The organism is Pseudomonas sp. VA159-2 (assembly GCF_024126635.1).
Lineage (GTDB): Bacteria > Pseudomonadota > Gammaproteobacteria > Pseudomonadales > Pseudomonadaceae > Aquipseudomonas > Aquipseudomonas muyukensis.
The window spans coordinates 55,376-75,123 of record NZ_JAMYBV010000019.1; the positions used below are offsets into that span (position 1 = coordinate 55,376).

A 19,748-nucleotide genomic window follows, 5' to 3' on the forward strand; every position below is an offset into this window, starting at 1 on the left:
TATGCGACGTATTGCAGTGATGGGCGCCGCCGGGCGCATGGGCAAGGTGCTGATCGAGGCGGTACAGCAGCAGGCGCCCAAGGCTGGCTTGACCGCGGCGATCCATCGTCCGGACAGCTCCCTGGTCGGTGCCGATGCCGGTGAACTGGCGGGCCTGGGGCGCATTGGCGTGACGATTTGCGACGACCTGGCCAAGGTCGTCGACGAGTTCGACGTGCTGATCGACTTCACCCATCCGTCGGTGACCCTGAAGAACCTGGCCTTCTGCCGCAAGATGGGCAAGGCCATGGTAATCGGTACCACGGGCTTCACCCCGGAAGAGAAAGCGCAGTTGGCCGAGGCTGGCAAGGAGATTCCGATCGTCTTTGCCGCCAATTTCAGCGTCGGCGTCAACCTCAGCCTCAAGCTGCTGGACATGGCGGCGCGCGTGCTGGGTGACGATGTCGATATCGAGATCATCGAGGCCCACCATCGGCACAAGGTCGATGCGCCGTCGGGTACCGCGCTGCGCATGGGTGAAGTGGTCGCCAGTGCGCTGGGGCGTGACCTGCAGGAAGTGGCGGTATATGGCCGTGAGGGCCAGACGGGTGCCCGCGACCGCAAGACCATTGGCTTCGCCACTGTGCGTGCCGGTGATGTGGTCGGTGATCACACCGTGCTGTTCGCCGCCGATGGCGAGCGCCTGGAAATAACCCACAAGGCCTCGAGCCGCATGACCTTTGCCAAGGGTGCGGTGCGCGCGGCGCTGTGGCTGGACGGGCGCGAGCCTGGGCTGTATGACATGCAGGACGTGCTCGCGCTGCGCTGATGCGGTCCCTGTAGGAGCGGCCTTGTGTCGCGAAAGGGCTGCGCAGCAGCCCCGGCAATTCTGAGTGGTTCAGAGATCCAGGGGCCGCTGCGCGCCCCTTTCGCGACACAAGGCCGCTCCTACAGGGCGGGCTCGTGTCGCTACTGTCGCAATCCTGCGTTTTAGAGACACAATCACGGTAGACCGAAAGCGCGTTTTTCTGTAAGCTACAGCTTTAGTGTGTCCACTAAAAGCGCGCAGACTAATTCAGCATAAAAGCGGGGTGACGTGTCCATACGTCATTCCGCTTTTTTGCAACCTGCGATCGCCCTTTCAGGCTTGATTTACGGGAGGTCTTCTTGACTAAGCCAGCCATACTCGCCCTTGCCGATGGCAGCATTTTTCGCGGTGAAGCCATTGGAGCCGACGGTCAGACCGTTGGTGAGGTCGTGTTCAATACAGCAATGACCGGCTACCAGGAAATCCTCACAGACCCTTCCTACGCCCAGCAAATCGTCACCCTGACTTACCCGCACATCGGCAACACCGGCACCACCCCAGAAGACGCCGAATCCAATCGCGTCTGGTCCGCCGGCCTGGTCATTCGTGACCTCCCGTTGCTGGCCAGCAACTGGCGCAACACCCAGTCGCTGCCTGACTACCTGAAAGCCAACAACGTCGTCGCCATTGCCGGCATCGATACCCGTCGCCTGACCCGCATCCTGCGCGAAAAGGGCGCCCAGAACGGCTGCATCCTCGCCGGTGACGACATCACCGAAGAGCAGGCCATCGCCGCCGCCCGCGCCTTCCCGGGCCTCAAGGGCATGGACCTGGCCAAGGTCGTCTCCACCAAGGAGCGCTACGAGTGGCGCTCCAGCGTGTGGGAGCTGAAAACCGACAGCCACCCGACCCGCGAAGCCGCCGACCTGCCGTACCACGTGGTCGCCTTCGACTACGGCGTCAAGCTGAACATCCTGCGCATGCTGGTTGCCCGCGGTTGCCGGGTAACCGTGGTGCCGGCCCAGACCCCGGCCAGCGAAGTACTCGCGCTCAACCCTGATGGCGTGTTCCTGTCCAACGGCCCTGGCGATCCGGAGCCGTGCGACTACGCGATCCAGGCGATCAAAGAGATTCTCGAAACCGAGATCCCGGTATTCGGCATCTGCCTGGGCCACCAACTGCTGGCCCTGGCCTCCGGCGCCAAGACCCTGAAGATGGGCCACGGCCACCACGGTGCCAACCACCCGGTCCAGGACCTGGATACCGGCGTGGTCATGATCACCAGCCAGAACCACGGGTTCGCCGTCGACGAAGCCACCCTGCCGGGCAACGTGCGCGCCATCCACAAGTCGCTGTTCGACGGTACCCTGCAGGGTATCGAGCGCACCGACAAGAGCGCGTTCAGCTTCCAGGGACACCCTGAAGCGAGCCCGGGCCCGACCGACGTCGCGCCACTGTTCGATCGTTTCACCGATGCCATGGCCAAGCGCCGCTGAGCATCCTGCATCAAGGCCCCGGGTCGGCTCGCGCCGCCCGGAAGCGCCTGACCCAGATTGTTCAAGACGGCTTGCCGACTGACCCGCGGATTTGAGTGACAACCATGCCAAAACGTACAGACATCAAAAGCATCCTGATTCTCGGCGCTGGCCCGATCGTGATCGGCCAGGCCTGCGAATTCGACTACTCCGGCGCCCAGGCTTGCAAAGCCCTGCGCGAGGAAGGTTTCCGCGTCATCCTGGTGAACTCCAACCCAGCCACCATCATGACCGATCCGGCCATGGCCGACGCCACCTACATCGAGCCGATCAAATGGCAGTCGGTGGCCAAGATCATCGAAAAAGAACGCCCAGACGCCGTGCTGCCGACCATGGGTGGCCAGACCGCGCTGAACTGCGCCCTGGACTTGGAGCGCCACGGCGTTCTGGAGAAGTTCGGCGTCGAGATGATCGGTGCCAACGCCGACACCATCGACAAGGCCGAAGACCGCTCGCGCTTCGACAAGGCGATGAAGGCCATCGGCCTGGAGTGCCCGCGCTCGGGTATCGCCCACAGCATGGAAGAGGCCAACGCGGTTCTCGAGAAGCTCGGCTTCCCGTGCATCATCCGTCCGTCGTTCACCATGGGCGGCACCGGTGGCGGTATCGCCTACAACCGTGAAGAATTCGAAGAAATCTGCACCCGTGGTCTGGACCTGTCGCCGACCAAGGAACTGCTGATCGACGAGTCGCTGATCGGCTGGAAGGAATACGAGATGGAGGTGGTCCGTGACAAGAAGGACAACTGCATCATCGTCTGCTCGATCGAGAACTTCGACCCGATGGGCGTGCACACCGGTGACTCGATCACCGTGGCCCCGGCACAGACCCTGACCGACAAGGAATACCAGATCATGCGCAACGCCTCGCTGGCGGTGCTGCGTGAAATCGGTGTCGAGACCGGCGGTTCCAACGTGCAGTTCGGTATCTGCCCGAACACCGGCCGCATGGTCGTGATCGAGATGAACCCGCGGGTTTCCCGTTCCTCGGCCCTGGCATCGAAGGCCACCGGCTTCCCGATCGCCAAGATCGCCGCCAAGCTGGCTATCGGCTACACCCTCGACGAACTGCAGAACGACATCACCGGCGGCCGTACCCCGGCTTCCTTCGAGCCGTCGATCGACTACGTCGTCACCAAGCTGCCACGCTTCGCCTTCGAGAAATTCCCTAAGGCCGACGCTCGCCTGACCACCCAGATGAAATCCGTGGGTGAAGTCATGGCCATCGGCCGGACCTTCCAGGAGTCCCTGCAGAAAGCCCTGCGCGGCCTGGAAGTCGGCGCTTGCGGTCTCGATCCTAAGGTCGACCTGGCCAGCCCGGAAGCGGCCGGCATCCTCAAGCGCGAACTGACCGTGCCGGGTGCCGAGCGCATCTGGTACGTCGCCGACGCCATGCGCTCGGGCATGACCATCGAGGAAATTTTCCAACTGACCGGCATCGACCTGTGGTTCCTGGTGCAGATGGAAGACCTGATCAAGGAAGAAGAGAAGGTCAAGACCCTGGCCCTGTCGTCGATCGACAAGGACTACATGCTGCGCCTCAAGCGCAAGGGCTTCTCGGACCAGCGCCTGGCCAAGCTGCTCGGCATCACCGACAAGAACCTGCGTCGCCACCGCCACAAGCTCGAAGTGTTCCCGGTGTACAAGCGTGTCGACACCTGCGCCGCCGAGTTCGCCACCGACACCGCCTACCTGTACTCGACCTACGAGCAAGAATGCGAGGCCAACCCGTCGACCCGCGACAAGATCATGATCCTCGGTGGCGGCCCGAACCGTATCGGCCAGGGCATCGAGTTCGACTACTGCTGCGTGCACGCCGCACTGGCGCTGCGTGAAGACGGTTACGAGACCATCATGGTCAACTGCAACCCGGAAACCGTCTCCACCGACTACGACACCTCCGACCGCCTGTACTTCGAGCCTCTGACCCTGGAAGACGTGCTGGAAGTCTGCCGCGTCGAGAAGCCGAAGGGCGTCATCGTCCACTACGGCGGCCAGACCCCGCTGAAACTGGCTCGCGCCCTGGAAGAAGCCGGCGTACCGATCATCGGTACCAGCCCGGACGCCATCGATCGCGCCGAAGACCGCGAGCGTTTCCAGCAGATGGTGCAGCGCCTGAACCTGCTGCAGCCGCCAAACGCCACCGTGCGCAGCGAAGAAGAGGCCATCCGCGCTGCTGGCAGCATCGGTTACCCGCTGGTCGTGCGCCCATCCTATGTACTGGGTGGTCGGGCCATGGAGATCGTCTACGAACTGGACGAGCTCAAGCGCTACCTGCGTGAAGCGGTACAGGTCTCCAACGACAGCCCGGTGCTGCTCGACCACTTCCTCAACTGCGCCATCGAGATGGACGTGGATGCGGTCTGCGACGGCACCGACGTGGTAATCGGCGCGATCATGCAGCACATCGAGCAGGCCGGCGTTCACTCCGGTGACTCGGCGTGCTCGCTGCCACCTTACTCGCTGAGCAAGGACGTGCAGGACGAAGTCCGCGTACAGGTCAAGAAAATGGCCCTGGAGCTGGGCGTGGTCGGCCTGATGAACGTGCAGCTGGCCCTGCAGGGCGACAAGATCTACGTGATCGAGGTCAACCCGCGCGCCTCGCGTACCGTGCCGTTCGTCTCCAAGTGCATCGGCACCTCCCTGGCGATGATCGCGGCCCGTGTCATGGCCGGTAAAACCCTGAAGGAACTGGGCTTCACCGAAGAAATCATCCCGAACTTCTACAGCGTCAAGGAAGCCGTCTTCCCGTTCGCCAAGTTCCCAGGGGTTGACCCGATCCTCGGTCCTGAGATGAAATCCACCGGTGAAGTCATGGGTGTCGGCGACAGCTTCGGCGAAGCCTTCGCCAAGGCCCAGATGGGCGCCAGCGAAGTGCTGCCGACCGGCGGTACCGCCTTCATCAGCGTGCGCGACGACGACAAGCCGCAAGTGGCTGGCGTCGCCCGCGACCTGATCGCCCTGGGCTTCGAAGTGGTCGCCACTGTCGGCACCGCCAAGGTGATCGAGGCCGCTGGCCTGAAAGTGCGCCGTGTGAACAAGGTGACCGAAGGTCGCCCGCACGTGGTCGACATGATCAAGAACGACGAAGTGTCGCTGATCATCAATACCACCGAAGGCCGCCAGTCGATCGCCGACTCCTACTCGATTCGTCGCAATGCGCTGCAGCACAAGATCTACTGCACCACGACCATTGCGGCCGGTGAAGCCATCTGCGAGGCGCTGAAATTCGGTCCGGAAAAGACCGTTCGTCGCCTGCAGGATCTGCATGCAGGACTCGAAGCATGAGCATTACCAAGTACCCGATGACCGTCCAGGGCGCTCGCGCCCTGGAAGAAGAGCACCTGTTCCTGAGCAAGACCGAACGCCCGCGCCTGAGCCAGGCCATTGGCGAGGCCCGTGAACTGGGCGACCTGAAGGAAAACGCCGAATACCATGCCGCCCGCGAGGAGCAGGGCATGGTCGAGGCGCGTATCCGCGACATCGAAGGCCGCCTGCAGAACTCGGTAGTGATCGACGTCACCACTATTGCCCATACCGGCAAGGTGATCTTCGGCACGACCGTCGATCTGGAAAACACCGAGACTGGCGATCAGGTGACCTACCAGATCGTTGGCGAGGACGAGGCTGACATCAAGAAGGGCAAGCTCTCGGCGAGCGCGCCGATCGCGCGCGCGATCATCGGCAAGGAAGAGGGCGACACGGTCGTCGTCAAGACGCCAAGCGGCACCGTCGAGTACGAGATTGTCGAAGTCAAGCACATCTGACCGGCGCCTGCGGGCGCCATCCCTCGAGGGGATCCTCTGGCAGCTGGCCCAGGTGTTCTGGGTTGGCGGCCTGTGGGTGTTCCATGTGGGCCTGGTGCCGGCGCTCAAGGTCAGCGGCCTGGCGCCGTTGCTGGTGCATGACATCGCCGGGCAGATCGACCGCTGGTTGATCGGCGTGGCGCTGCTCGGGCTGGTGACCCAGCTGGCAGTATTGGCGAGGGTGGACGGCCTGGCGGCCTGGTGGCGGCAGTTCCGCGGCCAGATGCTGCTGCTCGGCCTTGGTGCCTGTGTCGGCTATTACACGCTGCGCTACGGCATTTCCGTGGGCGAGCGTTGGCAGATGTTCTGTTTCCTGGTGCTGGGCTTCTCAGGCATCGTCCTGGTGGCCCAGCCGGTGCCGGTCAAGGCGCGCCGGTAATCAGTTCACGATTACCGGGGCCGCTTTGCCGCCCTTTAGCGACACAAGGCCGCTCCCACAGGGATTGCACCGGCCTATGATGCAACGCGATCCCTGTGGGAGCGGCCTTGTGTCGCGATGGGCTGCGCAGCAGCCCTGCTACCGTTACTTGTAACGGTGGATATTGGACAGCTGCTTGTTCGGCTGCGGGTTCTTGCGATAGATCAGCGCTTTCTTGCCGATGGTCTGTACCAGTTCGGCGCGGCCAGCCTTGCACAGTTCGGCGATGGCTGCGGCACGTTCCTCGCGATCTTCCGAGCGGATCTCGACCTTGATCAGTTCGTGATCGGTCAGGGCGCGTTCCAGTTCGGCGATGACGCCTTCATTCAAACCATTGCCCGCGACGATCAGAACCGGCTTCAGGTCGTGACCAATCGATTTGTACTGCTTCTTCTGCTCGTTGTTGAGCGGCATAATCTGACCCTTTTCGTCTGATTCTGTAAAATTGACGGGCATTTTACCCGAGGGCCTGTGGCTCCGCCCAGTCAAACACGACGCATATCATCGAGGTGCCCCGTGGTACAACGTTCCAAAAGCAGCGCCAACTGGCTGCGCGAACATTTCAACGACCCTTTTGTGAAGCAAGCACAGAAGGATGGCTACCGCTCGCGCGCGAGCTACAAACTGCTGGAGATCCAGGAGAAAGACCGCCTGATCCGCCCCGGCATGAGCGTGATCGACCTCGGCGCGGCCCCGGGTGGCTGGTCGCAGGTGACCAGTCGTCTGATTGGTGGCCAGGGCCGGCTGATCGCCTCGGACATCCTGGAGATGGACTCGATCCCCGATGTGACCTTCATCCAGGGCGACTTCACCCAGGACGAAGTGCTGCAGCAGATCCTCCAGGCGGTCGGCGATTCGCACGTGGACCTTGTGATTTCCGATATGGCCCCCAATATGAGTGGTACGCCCGCGGTGGACATGCCGCGCGCCATGTTCCTCTGTGAACTGGCCCTGGATCTGGCGACCCGCGTGCTCAAGCCCGGTGGGGATTTCCTGATCAAGATCTTCCAGGGCGAAGGTTTCGACATGTACCTCAAGGACGTGCGCAGCAAGTTCGACAAGGTGCAGATGCGCAAGCCATCGTCCTCGCGGGATCGCTCCCGCGAACAGTACCTGTTGGGCAAGGGGTTCAAAGGAGCGTGAAAGGCGTGCTGCGGGGTTGCCGATAGTTATTTCCAATCGGCCGCCCCGTCTGGATCGTCCGAACTTCGTGTAGTCTAGCTTTCACAAAGGGTTACAGACGGTGCCTGCGGATGCGTGGGTAATGTAGTAAGTTAGGGCGATGAATATCATGCGAGGCACGGCTGCGTCGTGCGCCGGCCTCAGAGGGTAGCGAATTGAACGACATGGCAAAGAATCTGATCCTCTGGTTGATCATCGCCGCCGTCCTGGTGACGGTGATGAACAACTTCTCCAGCCCTAACGAGCCGCAGACCCTCAACTATTCCGACTTCATCCAGCAGGTCAAGGATGGCAAGGTCGAGCGCGTGACCGTCGACGGCTACATCATTACCGGCAAGCGCACCGATGGCGATAACTTCAAGACCGTGCGCCCGGCCATCACCGACAACGGCCTGATCGGCGACCTGGTCGACAACCATGTCACCGTCGAAGGCAAGCAGCCCGAGCAGCAGAGCATCTGGACGCAACTGCTGGTGGCCAGCTTCCCGATCCTGGTGATCATCGCCGTGTTCATGTTCTTCATGCGCCAGATGCAGGGCGGTGCCGGCGGCAAGGGCGGCCCGATGAGCTTCGGCAAGAGCAAGGCGCGCCTGCTCTCCGAAGACCAGGTCAAGACCACCCTGGCCGACGTCGCGGGCTGCGACGAGGCCAAGGAAGAAGTCGGCGAGCTGGTCGAGTTCCTGCGCGACCCGGGCAAGTTCCAGCGCCTGGGCGGGCGTATTCCCCGCGGCGTGCTGATGGTCGGCCCACCCGGTACCGGTAAGACCCTGCTGGCCAAGGCCATCGCCGGTGAAGCCAAGGTACCGTTCTTCACCATTTCCGGCTCCGACTTCGTCGAGATGTTCGTCGGCGTGGGTGCCAGCCGTGTCCGTGACATGTTCGAGCAGGCCAAGAAGCACGCGCCGTGCATCATTTTCATCGACGAGATCGATGCCGTCGGTCGCCATCGTGGTGCCGGCATGGGCGGCGGTCACGACGAGCGTGAGCAAACGCTGAACCAGTTGCTGGTGGAAATGGACGGCTTCGAGATGAACGATGGCATCATCGTCATCGCCGCCACCAACCGTCCGGACGTCCTCGACCCGGCGCTGTTGCGTCCAGGCCGCTTCGACCGCCAGGTGGTGGTGGGCCTGCCGGATATCCGTGGTCGCGAGCAGATTCTCAAGGTGCACATGCGCAAGGTGCCGGTTGGCGAGAACGTCAACGCGGCGGTCATCGCCCGTGGTACGCCTGGCTTCTCCGGTGCCGACCTGGCCAACCTGGTCAACGAGGCTTCGCTGTTCGCCGCCCGTGCCGGCAAGCGCCTGGTGGAAATGAAGGAGTTCGAGCTGGCCAAGGACAAGATCATGATGGGCGCCGAGCGCAAGACCATGGTCATGTCCGAGAAAGAAAAGCAGAACACCGCCTATCACGAGGCCGGCCACGCCATCGTCGGTCGTGTGGTACCCGAGCACGATCCGGTCTACAAGGTGTCGATCATTCCCCGCGGTCGTGCCCTGGGCGTGACCATGTTCCTCCCGGAAGAGGACCGCTACAGCCTGTCCAAGCGCGCGCTGATCAGCCAGATCTGCTCGCTGTACGGCGGCCGTATCGCTGAAGAAATGACCCTGGGCTTCGACGGTGTCACCACCGGCGCGTCCAACGACATCATGCGTGCCAGCCAGATTGCCCGAAACATGGTCACCAAGTGGGGCCTGTCCGAGAAACTCGGCCCGCTGATGTACGCCGAAGAAGAGGGCGAGGTGTTCCTCGGTCGCAGCGCTGGCAGCCAGCACGCCAGCGTTTCCGGTGAAACGGCCAAGATGATCGACTCCGAGGTGCGCAGCATCATCGATCAATGCTACGCCACGGCCAAGCAGATCCTCATCGACAATCGCGACAAGCTTGACGCCATGGCCGAGGCCTTGATGAAGTACGAGACCATCGATGCCGATCAGATCGACGACATCATGGCCGGGCGCACCCCGCGCGAGCCGCGCGACTGGGACAACGATGCCGGCACCACCGGTACTCCGGCCTCCCAGGATGATCGTCCGGAATCGCCGATCGGCGGTCCAGCGGCTCAACACTAAGGGTTTCTATGACCTCACAGCAGTACCCGACCCGGTTGCCTTGCGGCAACCGGGTTCTTGATTTGTCCCGTACCCATGTCATGGGTATCCTCAATATCACCCCCGATTCCTTCTCCGACGGCGGGCGCTTCAGCCAGCGTGACGCGGCCTTGCGCCATGCCGAAGCGATGGTGGCGGCTGGCGCGACCCTGGTCGATGTCGGTGGCGAGTCCACCCGCCCAGGCGCCCGTGCGGTTTCACCAACAGAAGAGCTGGAGCGTGTGGCGCCGATCGTCGAGGCGATCAGCAGCCGCCTGGACGTGATCATCTCCGTCGATACCTCGACACCTGCGGTGATGCGCGAGTCGGCCCGCCTGGGCGCCGGCCTGATCAACGACGTGCGCGCCCTGGAGCGCGACGGTGCCTTGGACGCTGCGGCCGATACCGGCTTGCCGGTATGCCTGATGCACATGCGTGGCGAGCCGGGCACCATGCAGGACAATCCGCACTACGAGGATGTGACCGTCGATGTCACGCGCTATCTTGAACAGCGTATGGCTGCCTGCGCGGCAGTGGGCATCGCCGCCGAGCGTATCGTCCTCGACCCAGGCTTCGGTTTTGCCAAGACCCTTGCGCACAACCTGAGCCTGTTCAAGCACATGGAAGCGCTCTATCGCCTTGGGCGCCCACTGCTGGTGGGTGTTTCGCGCAAGAGCATGATCGGCCTCACGCTGGACCGTCCGGTCGGCGAGCGGCTCTACGGCAGCCTGGCCTTGGCCGCCCTGGCCATGACCAAGGGTGCGAGCATCCTGCGGGTGCACGACGTCGCTGAAACAGCTGACGTGGTCCGCATGATCGCCGCGGTACAGAACGCCGAATAAGAACATTGGAGTCACTATGAGCAGAAAGTACTTTGGTACCGATGGTATCCGTGGTCGCGTCGGCCAATTCCCCATTACCCCCGACTTCATGCTGAAACTCGGCTGGGCCGCGGGCATGGCCTTCCGCAAGCAGGGCAGCTGCCGCGTGCTGGTGGGCAAGGACACGCGAATCTCCGGCTACATGTTCGAATCCGCGCTGGAGGCCGGGCTTTCCGCGGCCGGCGCCGATGTGATGTTGCTCGGGCCGATGCCGACCCCGGCCATCGCCTACCTGACCCGCACCTTCCACGCCGAAGCGGGTATCGTCATCAGTGCCTCGCACAACCCGCACGACGACAACGGCATCAAGTTCTTCTCCGGCGCCGGCACCAAGCTGCCGGACGAAGTCGAGCTGATGATCGAGGAACTGCTCGACCAGCCGATGACCGTGGTCGAATCGAGCAAGCTGGGCAAGGTCTCGCGCATCAACGACGCGGCAGGGCGCTACATCGAGTTCTGCAAGAGCAGCGTGCCGAGCAGCACCAGTTTCGAAGGGCTGAAGATCGTCGTCGATTGTGCCCATGGTGCCACCTACAAGGTCGCGCCGAGCGTATTCCGCGAGCTGGGTGCCGAGGTCACGGTGCTGCATGCGGCGCCGGATGGCCTGAACATCAATGAAAACTGCGGTTCGACCCACATCGAGTCGCTGCAGGCTGCGGTGCTGGTCGGTCATGCGGATATCGGCATCGCCTTCGACGGTGATGGCGATCGCGTGCTGATGGTCGACCACACCGGTACCATCGTCGACGGTGACGAACTGCTGTTCATCATCGGCCGCGACATGCAGGAGCGCGGCAAGCTCCAGGGTGGGGTGGTCGGCACGCTGATGAGCAACCTGGGCCTGGAGTTGGCATTCAAGGAACTGGATATTCCGTTCGCGCGTGCCAAGGTTGGTGACCGTTACGTAATGGCTGAGCTGCTGGAGCGCCAGTGGCTGCTGGGTGGCGAGAACTCGGGTCACGTCGTCTGTGGCGGTCATACCACGACCGGTGACGCGATCATTGCCGCGCTTCAGGTGCTGATGGCGCTCAAGCGTCGCGGTGAGAACCTGGCCCAGGCGCGCCAGGCCGTGCGTAAGTGCCCCCAGGTACTGATCAATGTGCGTTTCGCGGCGGGCAAGGCCGATCCGTTGGAAAACCCTCTGGTCAAGGAAGCCAGCGCCAAGGCCACCGAAGCCATGGCTGGCCGTGGGCGCGTATTGTTGCGCAAGTCCGGCACCGAGCCGTTGGTGCGGGTAATGGTCGAGGGTGATGACGAAAGCCAGGTGCGCGGCCATGCCGAAGCCCTGGCCAAGCTCGTTGAAGAAGTTTGTGCCTGAAAGAGGCTTGCCAGCGCAGATCGGGTTGGGTAAGATCTGCGCCCACTTTGACCGACGAGGTAAAGCATGCGTCGCCCCATGGTAGCTGGTAACTGGAAGATGCACGGTACCCGCGCTAGCGTCGTAGAGCTGACCCAGGGCTTGGGCAATCTGTCCCTGCCAAGCGGTGTGGAAGTCGCGGTGTTTCCACCGTCCCTGTTCATCAATCAAGTGATCGATGGCCTGGAAGGCAAAGGAATCAGCGTAGGCGCACAGAATTCTGCAGTACAGCCTGAACAAGGCGCGCTGACCGGCGAAGTTGCCCCGAGTCAGTTGGCTGAAGTCGGTTGCAAGTATGTGCTGGTTGGGCACTCCGAGCGTCGCCAGGTTATTGGCGAAAGTGACGAAGTGCTGAATCAAAAGTTTGCAGCGGCTCAGCAAAGTGGTTTGACGCCAGTGCTCTGTATAGGGGAAACTCTCGCAGAGCGCGAAGCCGGCGAGACGCTTGAAGTTGTAGGGCGTCAACTAAGCAGTGTTATCGATGTGTTCGGTATCAAGGCTTTCGCCAATGCAGTTATTGCCTATGAGCCTGTTTGGGCCATCGGTACTGGTTTGACGGCCTCGCCACAGCAAGCCCAGGATGTGCACGCAGCCATCCGCAAGCAGTTGGCGGCGAAGGACGCCGAAGTTGCAGAAAGTGTGCAGCTTCTCTACGGCGGCAGCGTGAAGGCGGCCAATGCGGCCGAACTGTTCGGCATGCCGGATATCGATGGGGGGCTCATTGGTGGAGCTTCCCTGAACGCAGACGAATTCGGTGCAATTTGTCGCGCCGCAGGAAACTGAACAAATGCTGGAAACAGTCGTAGTTGTTTTTCATCTGTTGGCGGCGCTGTCACTGGTAGTTATGGTGCTGTTGCAACAGGGTAAAGGTGCGGAAGCTGGTGCATCTTTCGGCGCAGGGGCTTCAAATACTGTGTTCGGAAGCCAAGGTTCCGCTACCTTTTTGAGTAAAGTTACTGCTATACTTGCTGCCACTTTCTTTTTGACTGCACTTGGGTTAGGATACTTCGCCAAGCAGCGGGCTCACCAGCTGACTCAAGCTGGTCTGCCAGATCCGGCAGTGCTGGAAGTCAAAGAGCCAAAGCCGGCAGTCAATGATGATGTACCGGTGCTCCAACAGCAGAAGAGCGAAACCACCAACGCTGGTGACGTACCTCCTCCGGCCAAAGAGCAGCAGTAACGGGTTTCAAGAAGTAGTATTGCCGAGGTGGTGGAATTGGTAGACACGCAACCTTGAGGTGGTTGTGCCCATAGGGTGTAGGGGTTCGAGTCCCCTTCTCGGTACCAATTGAAGCATGAGAGCCCGCTTTAGCGGGCTTTCTTGCAGGTGGAGGTTGGATTGACCCTGCACAGGGTTCGGTCTTATACTTTCGCCCCAGCTTTGTCGCGGGGTGGAGCAGCTTGGTAGCTCGTCGGGCTCATAACCCGAAGGTCGTTGGTTCAAATCCAGCCCCCGCAACCAGCTTCAGCAGAGCCCCTTTTCAGGGGCTTTTTGCTAGCCGACAGTTTTCGGCGCCGTTGTCCAACGGCGCTTTCAGGGATGGGCGCTTCGCCCATTTTTTATTTGCACAGCATGCACGAGGGGGTTCAGGTGTCGAGCAAGCTAGAACAGTTGCAGGCCTTGTTGGCCCCGGTGGTCGAGGGTCTGGGCTATCAGTGCTGGGGGATCGAGTACGTTTCCCAGGGTAAGCATTCGGTACTGCGCATCTACATCGACAAGGATGGCGGCATCCTGGTGGAGGACTGCGAAGCGGTCAGCCGTCAGGCCAGCGCGATTCTCGACGTGGAAGATCCGATCAGCAGTGAATACACCCTCGAAGTTTCTTCGCCTGGCATGGATCGCCCACTGTTCACTCTGGAACAGTTTGCCTCGCATGCCGGCGAACAAGTGAAGATCAAGCTGCGTTCACCCTTCGAGGGTCGTCGTAACTTCCAGGGCCTTCTCCGTGGTGTGGAGGAGCAGGATGTGGTGGTCCAGGTGGACAACCAGGAGTTCCTGCTGCCGATCGACTCGATCGACAAGGCCAATATTATTCCCAGTTTTGACTGAGACGTGCCGGGCCCGGTGGACTTTCCGGGGCCAATGGCTTGCGCAAGGCGAGGCGTACGATGAGCAAAGAAGTACTGCTGGTTGTTGAATCGGTATCCAACGAAAAAGGTGTACCGCCAGGCGTCATTTTCGAAGCGCTGGAAGTGGCCCTGGCCACTGCAACCAAAAAACGTTTTGAGGACGAAGTCGACCTGCGTGTGGAAATCAACCGCCACACCGGTAGCTACGAGACCTTCCGCCGCTGGACCGTGGTTGACGAAAACGACCTGGACGATCCGGCGATCGAGACCTGGCTGGAAAAGATCCAGGACACGCACCCGGACGCTAAGGTCGGTGACGTGATCGAAGAGAAGATCGAGTCGATCGAATTCGGCCGCATCGCCGCCCAGACCGCCAAGCAGGTCATCGTGCAGAAGGTCCGCGAGGCCGAGCGCGCACAGGTGGTCGACGCCTACCGCGAACGCGTCGGCGAGATCATCTCCGGCACCGTGAAGAAAGTCACCCGCGACAACGTCATCGTCGACCTGGGCAACAATGCCGAGGCGTTGCTGGCCCGCGAAGACATCATTCCCCGTGAGACCTTCCGGGTTGGCGTGCGCCTGCGCGCGCTGCTCAAGGAAATCCGCACCGAGAACCGCGGCCCGCAGCTGATCCTGTCGCGCACCGCGCCGCAGATGCTGATCGAGCTGTTCCGCATCGAAGTGCCGGAAATCGCCGAAGGCCTCATCGAAGTCATGGCCGCCTCCCGTGATCCGGGTTCGCGTGCCAAGATCGCCGTCCGCTCCAAGGACAAGCGCATCGACCCGCAAGGTGCCTGCATCGGCATGCGCGGTTCGCGCGTCCAGGCCGTATCCGGCGAGCTGGGTGGCGAGCGTGTGGATATCGTCCTGTGGGACGAGAACCCGGCGCAGTTCGTCATCAACGCCATGTCGCCGGCAGAGGTTGCCGCGATCATCGTTGATGAAGATGCCCATGCGATGGACATCGCCGTGGCCGAGGACAACCTGGCCCAGGCCATCGGACGTGGCGGCCAGAACGTCCGTCTGGCCAGCCAGCTGACTGCATGGACCCTGAACGTGATGACCGAGAAGGACATCCAGGCCAAGCAACAGGCTGAGACAGGCGACATCCTGCGTAACTTCATCGAGGAACTGGAAGTCGACGAAGAACTGGCACAGGTGCTGGTCGACGAAGGCTTCACCAGCCTCGAAGAAATTGCTTACGTACCGTTGGAAGAAATGCTCAACATCGATGGCTTTGACGAGGACATCGTCAATGAGCTGCGCGCTCGTGCCAAGGACCGTTTGTTGACCAAAGCCATCGCTACCGAAGAAAAACTGGCAGACGCCCATCCGGCCGAAGACCTGCTCTCCCTCGAGGGCATGGACAAGGACCTGGCGGCGGAACTGGCGGTGCGCGGCGTGGTTAACCGCGAAGACCTGGCCGAGCAGTCGATTGACGACCTGCTCGACATCGACGGCATCGACGAAGAGCGTGCCGGCAAGTTGATCATGGCCGCCCGAGCCCACTGGTTCGAGTAATTAGGCGCGGCCTGAGGAGAGAAGTGCATGACGCAAGTCACGGTGAAAGAACTGGCCCAAGAGGTCGAGGCACCGGTAGAGCGCCTGCTGCAGCAGATGCGTGAGGCAGGTCTGCCGCACACCGACGCCGGTCAGGTAGTGACCGATAATGAGAAGCAGACCCTGCTGACCCATTTGAAGAGCAGCCACAAGAGCAAGGCGGAAGAGCCGCGCAAGATCACCTTGCAGCGCAAGACCACCAGCACTCTGCGTGTCGCCGGTAGCAAGAGCATCAGCGTAGAAGTACGCAAGAAGAAAGTCTTCGTGCAGCGCAGCCCGGAAGAGATCCAGGCTGAGCAGAAGCGCGAGCAGGAAGAGCGCCGCGCCGCTGAAAACGCCGCGCGCGAGAAGGTCGAGGCCGAAGTGCGCCAGCGCAACGAGGAGCAGGCTCGCCGTCAGGCCGCCGAAGCCCCGGCTGCGGCGCCTGCGCCCAAGGCTGAACCCGCTCCTGTCGCTGCCCCGGTAGTGGCCAACGCGCCGGTGTCCGAAGACGCCGCCGCACGTGCTGCCGAGCGCAAGAAAGACGAGACCCGTCGCAACGAAAGCCGTACCCGTGATGACGAACGTCGCGGTGGTGGCCCAGCGGCTGCCGGCCGTGGCGATGCGCCGCGCATGTCGGTCAAGGTCAAGGTCAAGGAGAAGGAAAAGGCTCCGACCCCTCGCGCCGCACCCCGTACCACCGACGAGGAAAGCGATGGCTTCCGTCGTGGCCGCGGTGGCAAGGGCAAGGGCAAGAAGCGCAATGCGCATGGCTTCCAGAGCCCAACGGGTCCGGTCATTCGTGACGTGACCATCGGCGAGACCATCACCGTCTCGGAACTGGCGCAACAGATGTCGGTCAAGGCCGCTGAAGTCGTCAAGTTCATGTTCAAGCTGGGTACCCCGGTCACCATTAACCAGGTGCTCGACCAGGAGACCGCGCAGCTGGTCGCCGAAGAGCTGGGCCACAAGGTCACCCTGGTCAGCGACACCGCCCTGGAAGACTCCCTGGCCGAATCGCTGAAGTTCGAAGGCGAGACCACCTCGCGTGCGCCGGTCGTGACCGTCATGGGCCACGTCGACCACGGCAAGACCTCGCTGCTCGACTACATCCGTCGTGCCAAGGTCGCCGCTGGCGAAGCCGGTGGTATCACCCAGCACATCGGTGCCTACCACGTCGAAACCGACCGTGGCATGGTCACCTTCCTCGACACCCCGGGCCACGCGGCGTTCACCCAGATGCGCGCACGTGGTGCCAAGGCCACCGACATCGTCATCCTGGTGGTGGCGGCGGACGACGGCGTGATGCCGCAAACCCGCGAAGCCGTGCAGCATGCCAAGGCCGCTGGGGTACCGCTGGTCGTGGCCGTGAACAAGATCGACAAGCCAGGCGCAGACCTCGATCGCATCCGTAACGAGCTGTCCGTCGAAGGCGTGACCTCCGAGGAATGGGGTGGTGACACGCCGTTCGTCAAGGTTTCGGCAAAGATGGGTACCGGTGTCGACGAGCTGCTCGAAGCTGTCCTGCTGCAGGCCGAGATCCTCGAACTCAAGGCCACCCCGACCGCTCCAGGTCGTGGCGTGGTGGTCGAGTCGCGTCTGGACAAGGGCCGTGGCCCGGTGGCGACCATCCTGGTTCAGGACGGTACCCTGCGTCAGGGCGACATGGTCCTGGTCGGCTCCAACTATGGCCGCGTGCGTGCCATGCTCGACGAGAACGGCAAGCCTGTGAAGGAAGCTGGCCCGTCGATTCCGGTCGAGATCCTCGGCCTGGACGGCACCCCGGATGCCGGTGAAGAGATGTCGGTGGTTGCCGACGAGAAGAAAGCGCGTGAAGTTGCGCTGTTCCGTCAAGGCAAGTTCCGTGAGGTCAAGCTGGCCCGTGCTCACGCCGGCAAGCTGGAAAACATCTTCGAGACCATGGGTCAGGAAGAGAAGAAGACCCTCAACATCGTCCTCAAGACCGACGTGCGCGGTTCGCTCGAGGCGCTGCAAGGTTCGCTCGGCGGCCTGGGCAACGACGAAGTTCAGGTACGCGTCATCGGTGGCGGTGTCGGTGGTATCACCGAAAGCGACGCCAACCTGGCGCTGGCTTCGAATGCAGTACTGTTCGGCTTCAACGTGCGTGCCGATGCCGGCGCGCGCAAGATCGTCGAGCAGGAAGGTCTGGATATGCGTTACTACAACGTGATCTACGACATCATCGAAGACGTCAAGAAGGCCCTGACCGGCATGCTCGGCAGCGATGTTCGCGAGAACATCCTGGGTATCGCCGAAGTGCGTGACGTGTTCCGTTCGCCGAAGTTCGGCGCCATCGCTGGCTGTATGGTCATCGAGGGTACCGTGTACCGCAACCGTCCGATCCGCGTGCTGCGCGACGACGTGGTGATCTTCGAAGGCGAACTGGAATCGCTGCGTCGCTTCAAGGACGATGCCTCCGAAGTGCGTAACGGCATGGAGTGCGGTATTGGCGTCAAGAGCTACAACGACGTCAAGGTCGGCGACAAGATCGAAGTCTTCGAGAAAGTCCAGGTGGCTCGTACCCTGTAAGGGCCGAGCGTGGTGCAGGCCCCGCCCCAGGGCGGTTGCCGGCACCTCTGAAGGTAGCGCCCGGTCAGGCTCTTCGCTTGACCGGGCGTTTGCCGCTTTAAGATACAGGTAGCAAGAATGGCAAAAGAATACAGCCGTACCCAACGTATCGGTGATCAGATGCAGCGTGAGCTGGCCGAGCTGATCCGCCGCGAAGTCAAAGACCCGCGCGTCGGCCTGGTGACCATCACCGCCGTCGACGTCAGCCGTGACCTGGGCCATGCCAAGGTGTTCATCACCGTGATGGGCCAGGACGGTACCGACGCCGTGCCGCAGACCCTCAAGGCCCTCAACAGCGCCGCGAGCTTCCTGCGCCTGCACCTTGGCCGTGTCATGCAGCTGCGCAGCGTACCGCAGCTGCATTTCCACTTCGATGAGAGCGTCAGCCGTGGTGTCCACCTGTCGGCGCTGATCGAACGTGCGGTGGCTGAAGACCGCCTGCACAAGGATGCCGACGAGCCGGACACCAAGGAGTAAGCGGTGGCCCAGGTCAAACGTATCCGCCGCAACGTCAGCGGCATCATCCTGCTCGACAAGCCGCTGGGGTTCACCTCCAACGCCGCGCTGCAGAAAGTCCGCTGGCTGCTCAATGCCGAGAAGGCCGGCCACACCGGCAGCCTCGACCCCTTGGCCAGCGGCGTTCTGCCGCTGTGCTTCGGCGAGGCGACCAAGTTCTCCCAGTACTTGCTCGATTCCGACAAGGGCTATGAAACGGTCATGCAAATGGGGCAGACCACGACCACGGCGGACGCCGAGGGTGAAGTGCTGCAAACCCGGGAAGTGACCGTTGGTCGCGCCGACATCGAAGCGGTGATTCCGCGTTTTCGGGGTGAAATCAAGCAGGTACCGCCGATGTACTCGGCTCTCAAGCGCGATGGCCAGCCACTGTATAAACTGGCGCGTGCAGGAGAGGTAGTGGAGCGCGAGGCGCGTTCTGTTACTATTGGCCGCTTGGAGTTGCTCGAGTGCGAAGGCACCCGTGCGCGCCTGTCGGTGGGTTGCAGCAAAGGTACCTATATCCGCACCCTGGTGGAGGATATCGGTGAGGCGTTGGGCTGTGGTGCCTACGTTGCCGAATTGCGCCGGACCCAGGCCGGGCCCTTCGCGCTGGCACAGACCGTCACGCTCGAGGAACTCGAACAGGCCCACGCCGAAGGTGGCAACGAAGCGCTCGATCGCTTCCTGATGCCCTCGGACAGCGGCCTGCAGGACTGGCCCCTGGTGGTGCTTTCCGAGCACAGCGCGTTCTACTGGCTGCATGGCCAGGCGGTACGTGCCCCGGATGCGCCACAGTTCGGCATGGTCCGGGTACAGGATCACAACGGTCGCTTCATCGGTATCGGTGAGGTGAGCGAGGACGGGCGCATTGCGCCGCGTCGACTGATTCGGTCGGAATGACCGGAACCATCGGTGCAGGCTTCGGCTGAAACCGGCGGACTCGAGGGTGGCTGTTATTAGGCACGGTCACACCTCTTCTTATTAATACGGGGACTTG

17 protein-coding genes and 2 tRNA genes are annotated in these 19,748 nt (G+C 62.1%); 18 read left to right on the plus strand and 1 reads right to left on the minus strand.

The window, feature by feature from the left end; all coding sequences use genetic code 11:
- Position 1: 1 nt before the first annotated feature.
- From dapB to NJG22_RS18180, 5 genes are all read left to right on the plus strand, one after another.
- The gene (gene dapB, locus NJG22_RS18160) at positions 2–808 is read left to right on the plus strand and encodes a 4-hydroxy-tetrahydrodipicolinate reductase (protein WP_253096470.1); all 807 of its coding nucleotides are present in this window, start codon (positions 2–4) and stop codon (positions 806–808) included.
- A 338-nt stretch (positions 809–1,146) separates the two neighbouring features.
- On the plus strand, positions 1,147–2,283 hold the full coding sequence (carA, locus tag NJG22_RS18165; protein WP_217852644.1) for a glutamine-hydrolyzing carbamoyl-phosphate synthase small subunit: 1,137 nt from the start codon (positions 1,147–1,149) through the stop codon (positions 2,281–2,283).
- 104 nt (positions 2,284–2,387) lie between these two features.
- The gene (gene carB / locus NJG22_RS18170) at positions 2,388–5,609 is read left to right on the plus strand and encodes a carbamoyl-phosphate synthase large subunit (RefSeq protein ID WP_253096471.1); all 3,222 of its coding nucleotides are present in this window, start codon (positions 2,388–2,390) and stop codon (positions 5,607–5,609) included.
- Entirely contained in the window at positions 5,606–6,088 is a 483-nt protein-coding gene (greA, locus tag NJG22_RS18175; protein WP_081255197.1) for a transcription elongation factor GreA, read from the plus strand. The genes carB and greA overlap by 4 nt, the downstream gene beginning before the upstream one ends.
- Positions 6,066–6,506, plus strand: a complete 441-nt coding sequence (locus tag NJG22_RS18180; protein WP_253096472.1) for an MFS transporter — start codon at positions 6,066–6,068, stop codon at positions 6,504–6,506. The genes greA and NJG22_RS18180 overlap by 23 nt, the downstream gene beginning before the upstream one ends.
- A 144-nt stretch (positions 6,507–6,650) precedes the next feature.
- Here the strand turns inward: NJG22_RS18180 and yhbY are convergent, their stop codons facing one another.
- The gene (gene yhbY, locus NJG22_RS18185) at positions 6,651–6,959 is read right to left on the minus strand and encodes a ribosome assembly RNA-binding protein YhbY (RefSeq protein ID WP_023378620.1); all 309 of its coding nucleotides are present in this window, start codon (positions 6,957–6,959) and stop codon (positions 6,651–6,653) included.
- Positions 6,960–7,061: 102 nt separating this feature from the next.
- Between yhbY and rlmE the strand changes: the two genes are divergently transcribed.
- From rlmE to truB, 13 genes are all read left to right on the plus strand, one after another.
- Positions 7,062–7,688, plus strand: coding sequence for a 23S rRNA (uridine(2552)-2'-O)-methyltransferase RlmE (rlmE, locus tag NJG22_RS18190; protein WP_011532133.1), 627 nt, complete (start codon positions 7,062–7,064; stop codon positions 7,686–7,688).
- A 203-nt stretch (positions 7,689–7,891) separates the two neighbouring features.
- Complete coding sequence (ftsH, locus tag NJG22_RS18195) at positions 7,892–9,799, plus strand: ATP-dependent zinc metalloprotease FtsH (RefSeq protein WP_253096473.1); 1,908 nt, start codon at positions 7,892–7,894, stop codon at positions 9,797–9,799.
- A gap of 8 nt (positions 9,800–9,807) precedes the next feature.
- Positions 9,808–10,659 carry a dihydropteroate synthase gene (gene folP / locus NJG22_RS18200; RefSeq protein WP_253096474.1) on the plus strand — a complete coding sequence of 284 codons (852 nt, stop codon included), beginning with the start codon at positions 9,808–9,810 and terminating at the stop codon, positions 10,657–10,659.
- Between the two features lie 16 nt (positions 10,660–10,675).
- Positions 10,676–12,016, plus strand: a complete 1,341-nt coding sequence (gene glmM / locus NJG22_RS18205) for a phosphoglucosamine mutase (protein WP_253096475.1) — start codon at positions 10,676–10,678, stop codon at positions 12,014–12,016.
- Positions 12,017–12,082: 66 nt separating this feature from the next.
- Positions 12,083–12,838, plus strand: a complete 756-nt coding sequence (gene tpiA / locus NJG22_RS18210) for a triose-phosphate isomerase (protein ID WP_253096476.1) — start codon at positions 12,083–12,085, stop codon at positions 12,836–12,838.
- Positions 12,839–12,842: 4 nt separating this feature from the next.
- Entirely contained in the window at positions 12,843–13,235 is a 393-nt protein-coding gene (secG, locus tag NJG22_RS18215; RefSeq protein ID WP_253096477.1) for a preprotein translocase subunit SecG, read from the plus strand.
- Positions 13,236–13,256: 21 nt separating this feature from the next.
- Positions 13,257–13,342, plus strand: a tRNA-Leu gene (locus tag NJG22_RS18220).
- Between the two features lie 98 nt (positions 13,343–13,440).
- Positions 13,441–13,517, plus strand: a tRNA-Met gene (locus NJG22_RS18225).
- A gap of 129 nt (positions 13,518–13,646) precedes the next feature.
- Complete coding sequence (gene rimP / locus NJG22_RS18230; RefSeq protein WP_167659473.1) at positions 13,647–14,105, plus strand: ribosome maturation factor RimP; 459 nt, start codon at positions 13,647–13,649, stop codon at positions 14,103–14,105.
- Between the two features lie 59 nt (positions 14,106–14,164).
- The gene (nusA, locus tag NJG22_RS18235; RefSeq protein WP_134691574.1) at positions 14,165–15,646 is read left to right on the plus strand and encodes a transcription termination factor NusA; all 1,482 of its coding nucleotides are present in this window, start codon (positions 14,165–14,167) and stop codon (positions 15,644–15,646) included.
- A 27-nt stretch (positions 15,647–15,673) separates the two neighbouring features.
- On the plus strand, positions 15,674–18,214 hold the full coding sequence (infB, locus tag NJG22_RS18240; protein WP_253096478.1) for a translation initiation factor IF-2: 2,541 nt from the start codon (positions 15,674–15,676) through the stop codon (positions 18,212–18,214).
- A gap of 117 nt (positions 18,215–18,331) precedes the next feature.
- Positions 18,332–18,730: a 30S ribosome-binding factor RbfA gene (rbfA, locus tag NJG22_RS18245; protein ID WP_217852661.1), complete on the plus strand. Its 399-nt coding sequence runs from the start codon at positions 18,332–18,334 to the stop codon at positions 18,728–18,730.
- Between the two features lie 3 nt (positions 18,731–18,733).
- Positions 18,734–19,651, plus strand: coding sequence for a tRNA pseudouridine(55) synthase TruB (truB, locus tag NJG22_RS18250; RefSeq protein ID WP_253096479.1), 918 nt, complete (start codon positions 18,734–18,736; stop codon positions 19,649–19,651).
- Positions 19,652–19,748 lie beyond the last annotated feature (97 nt).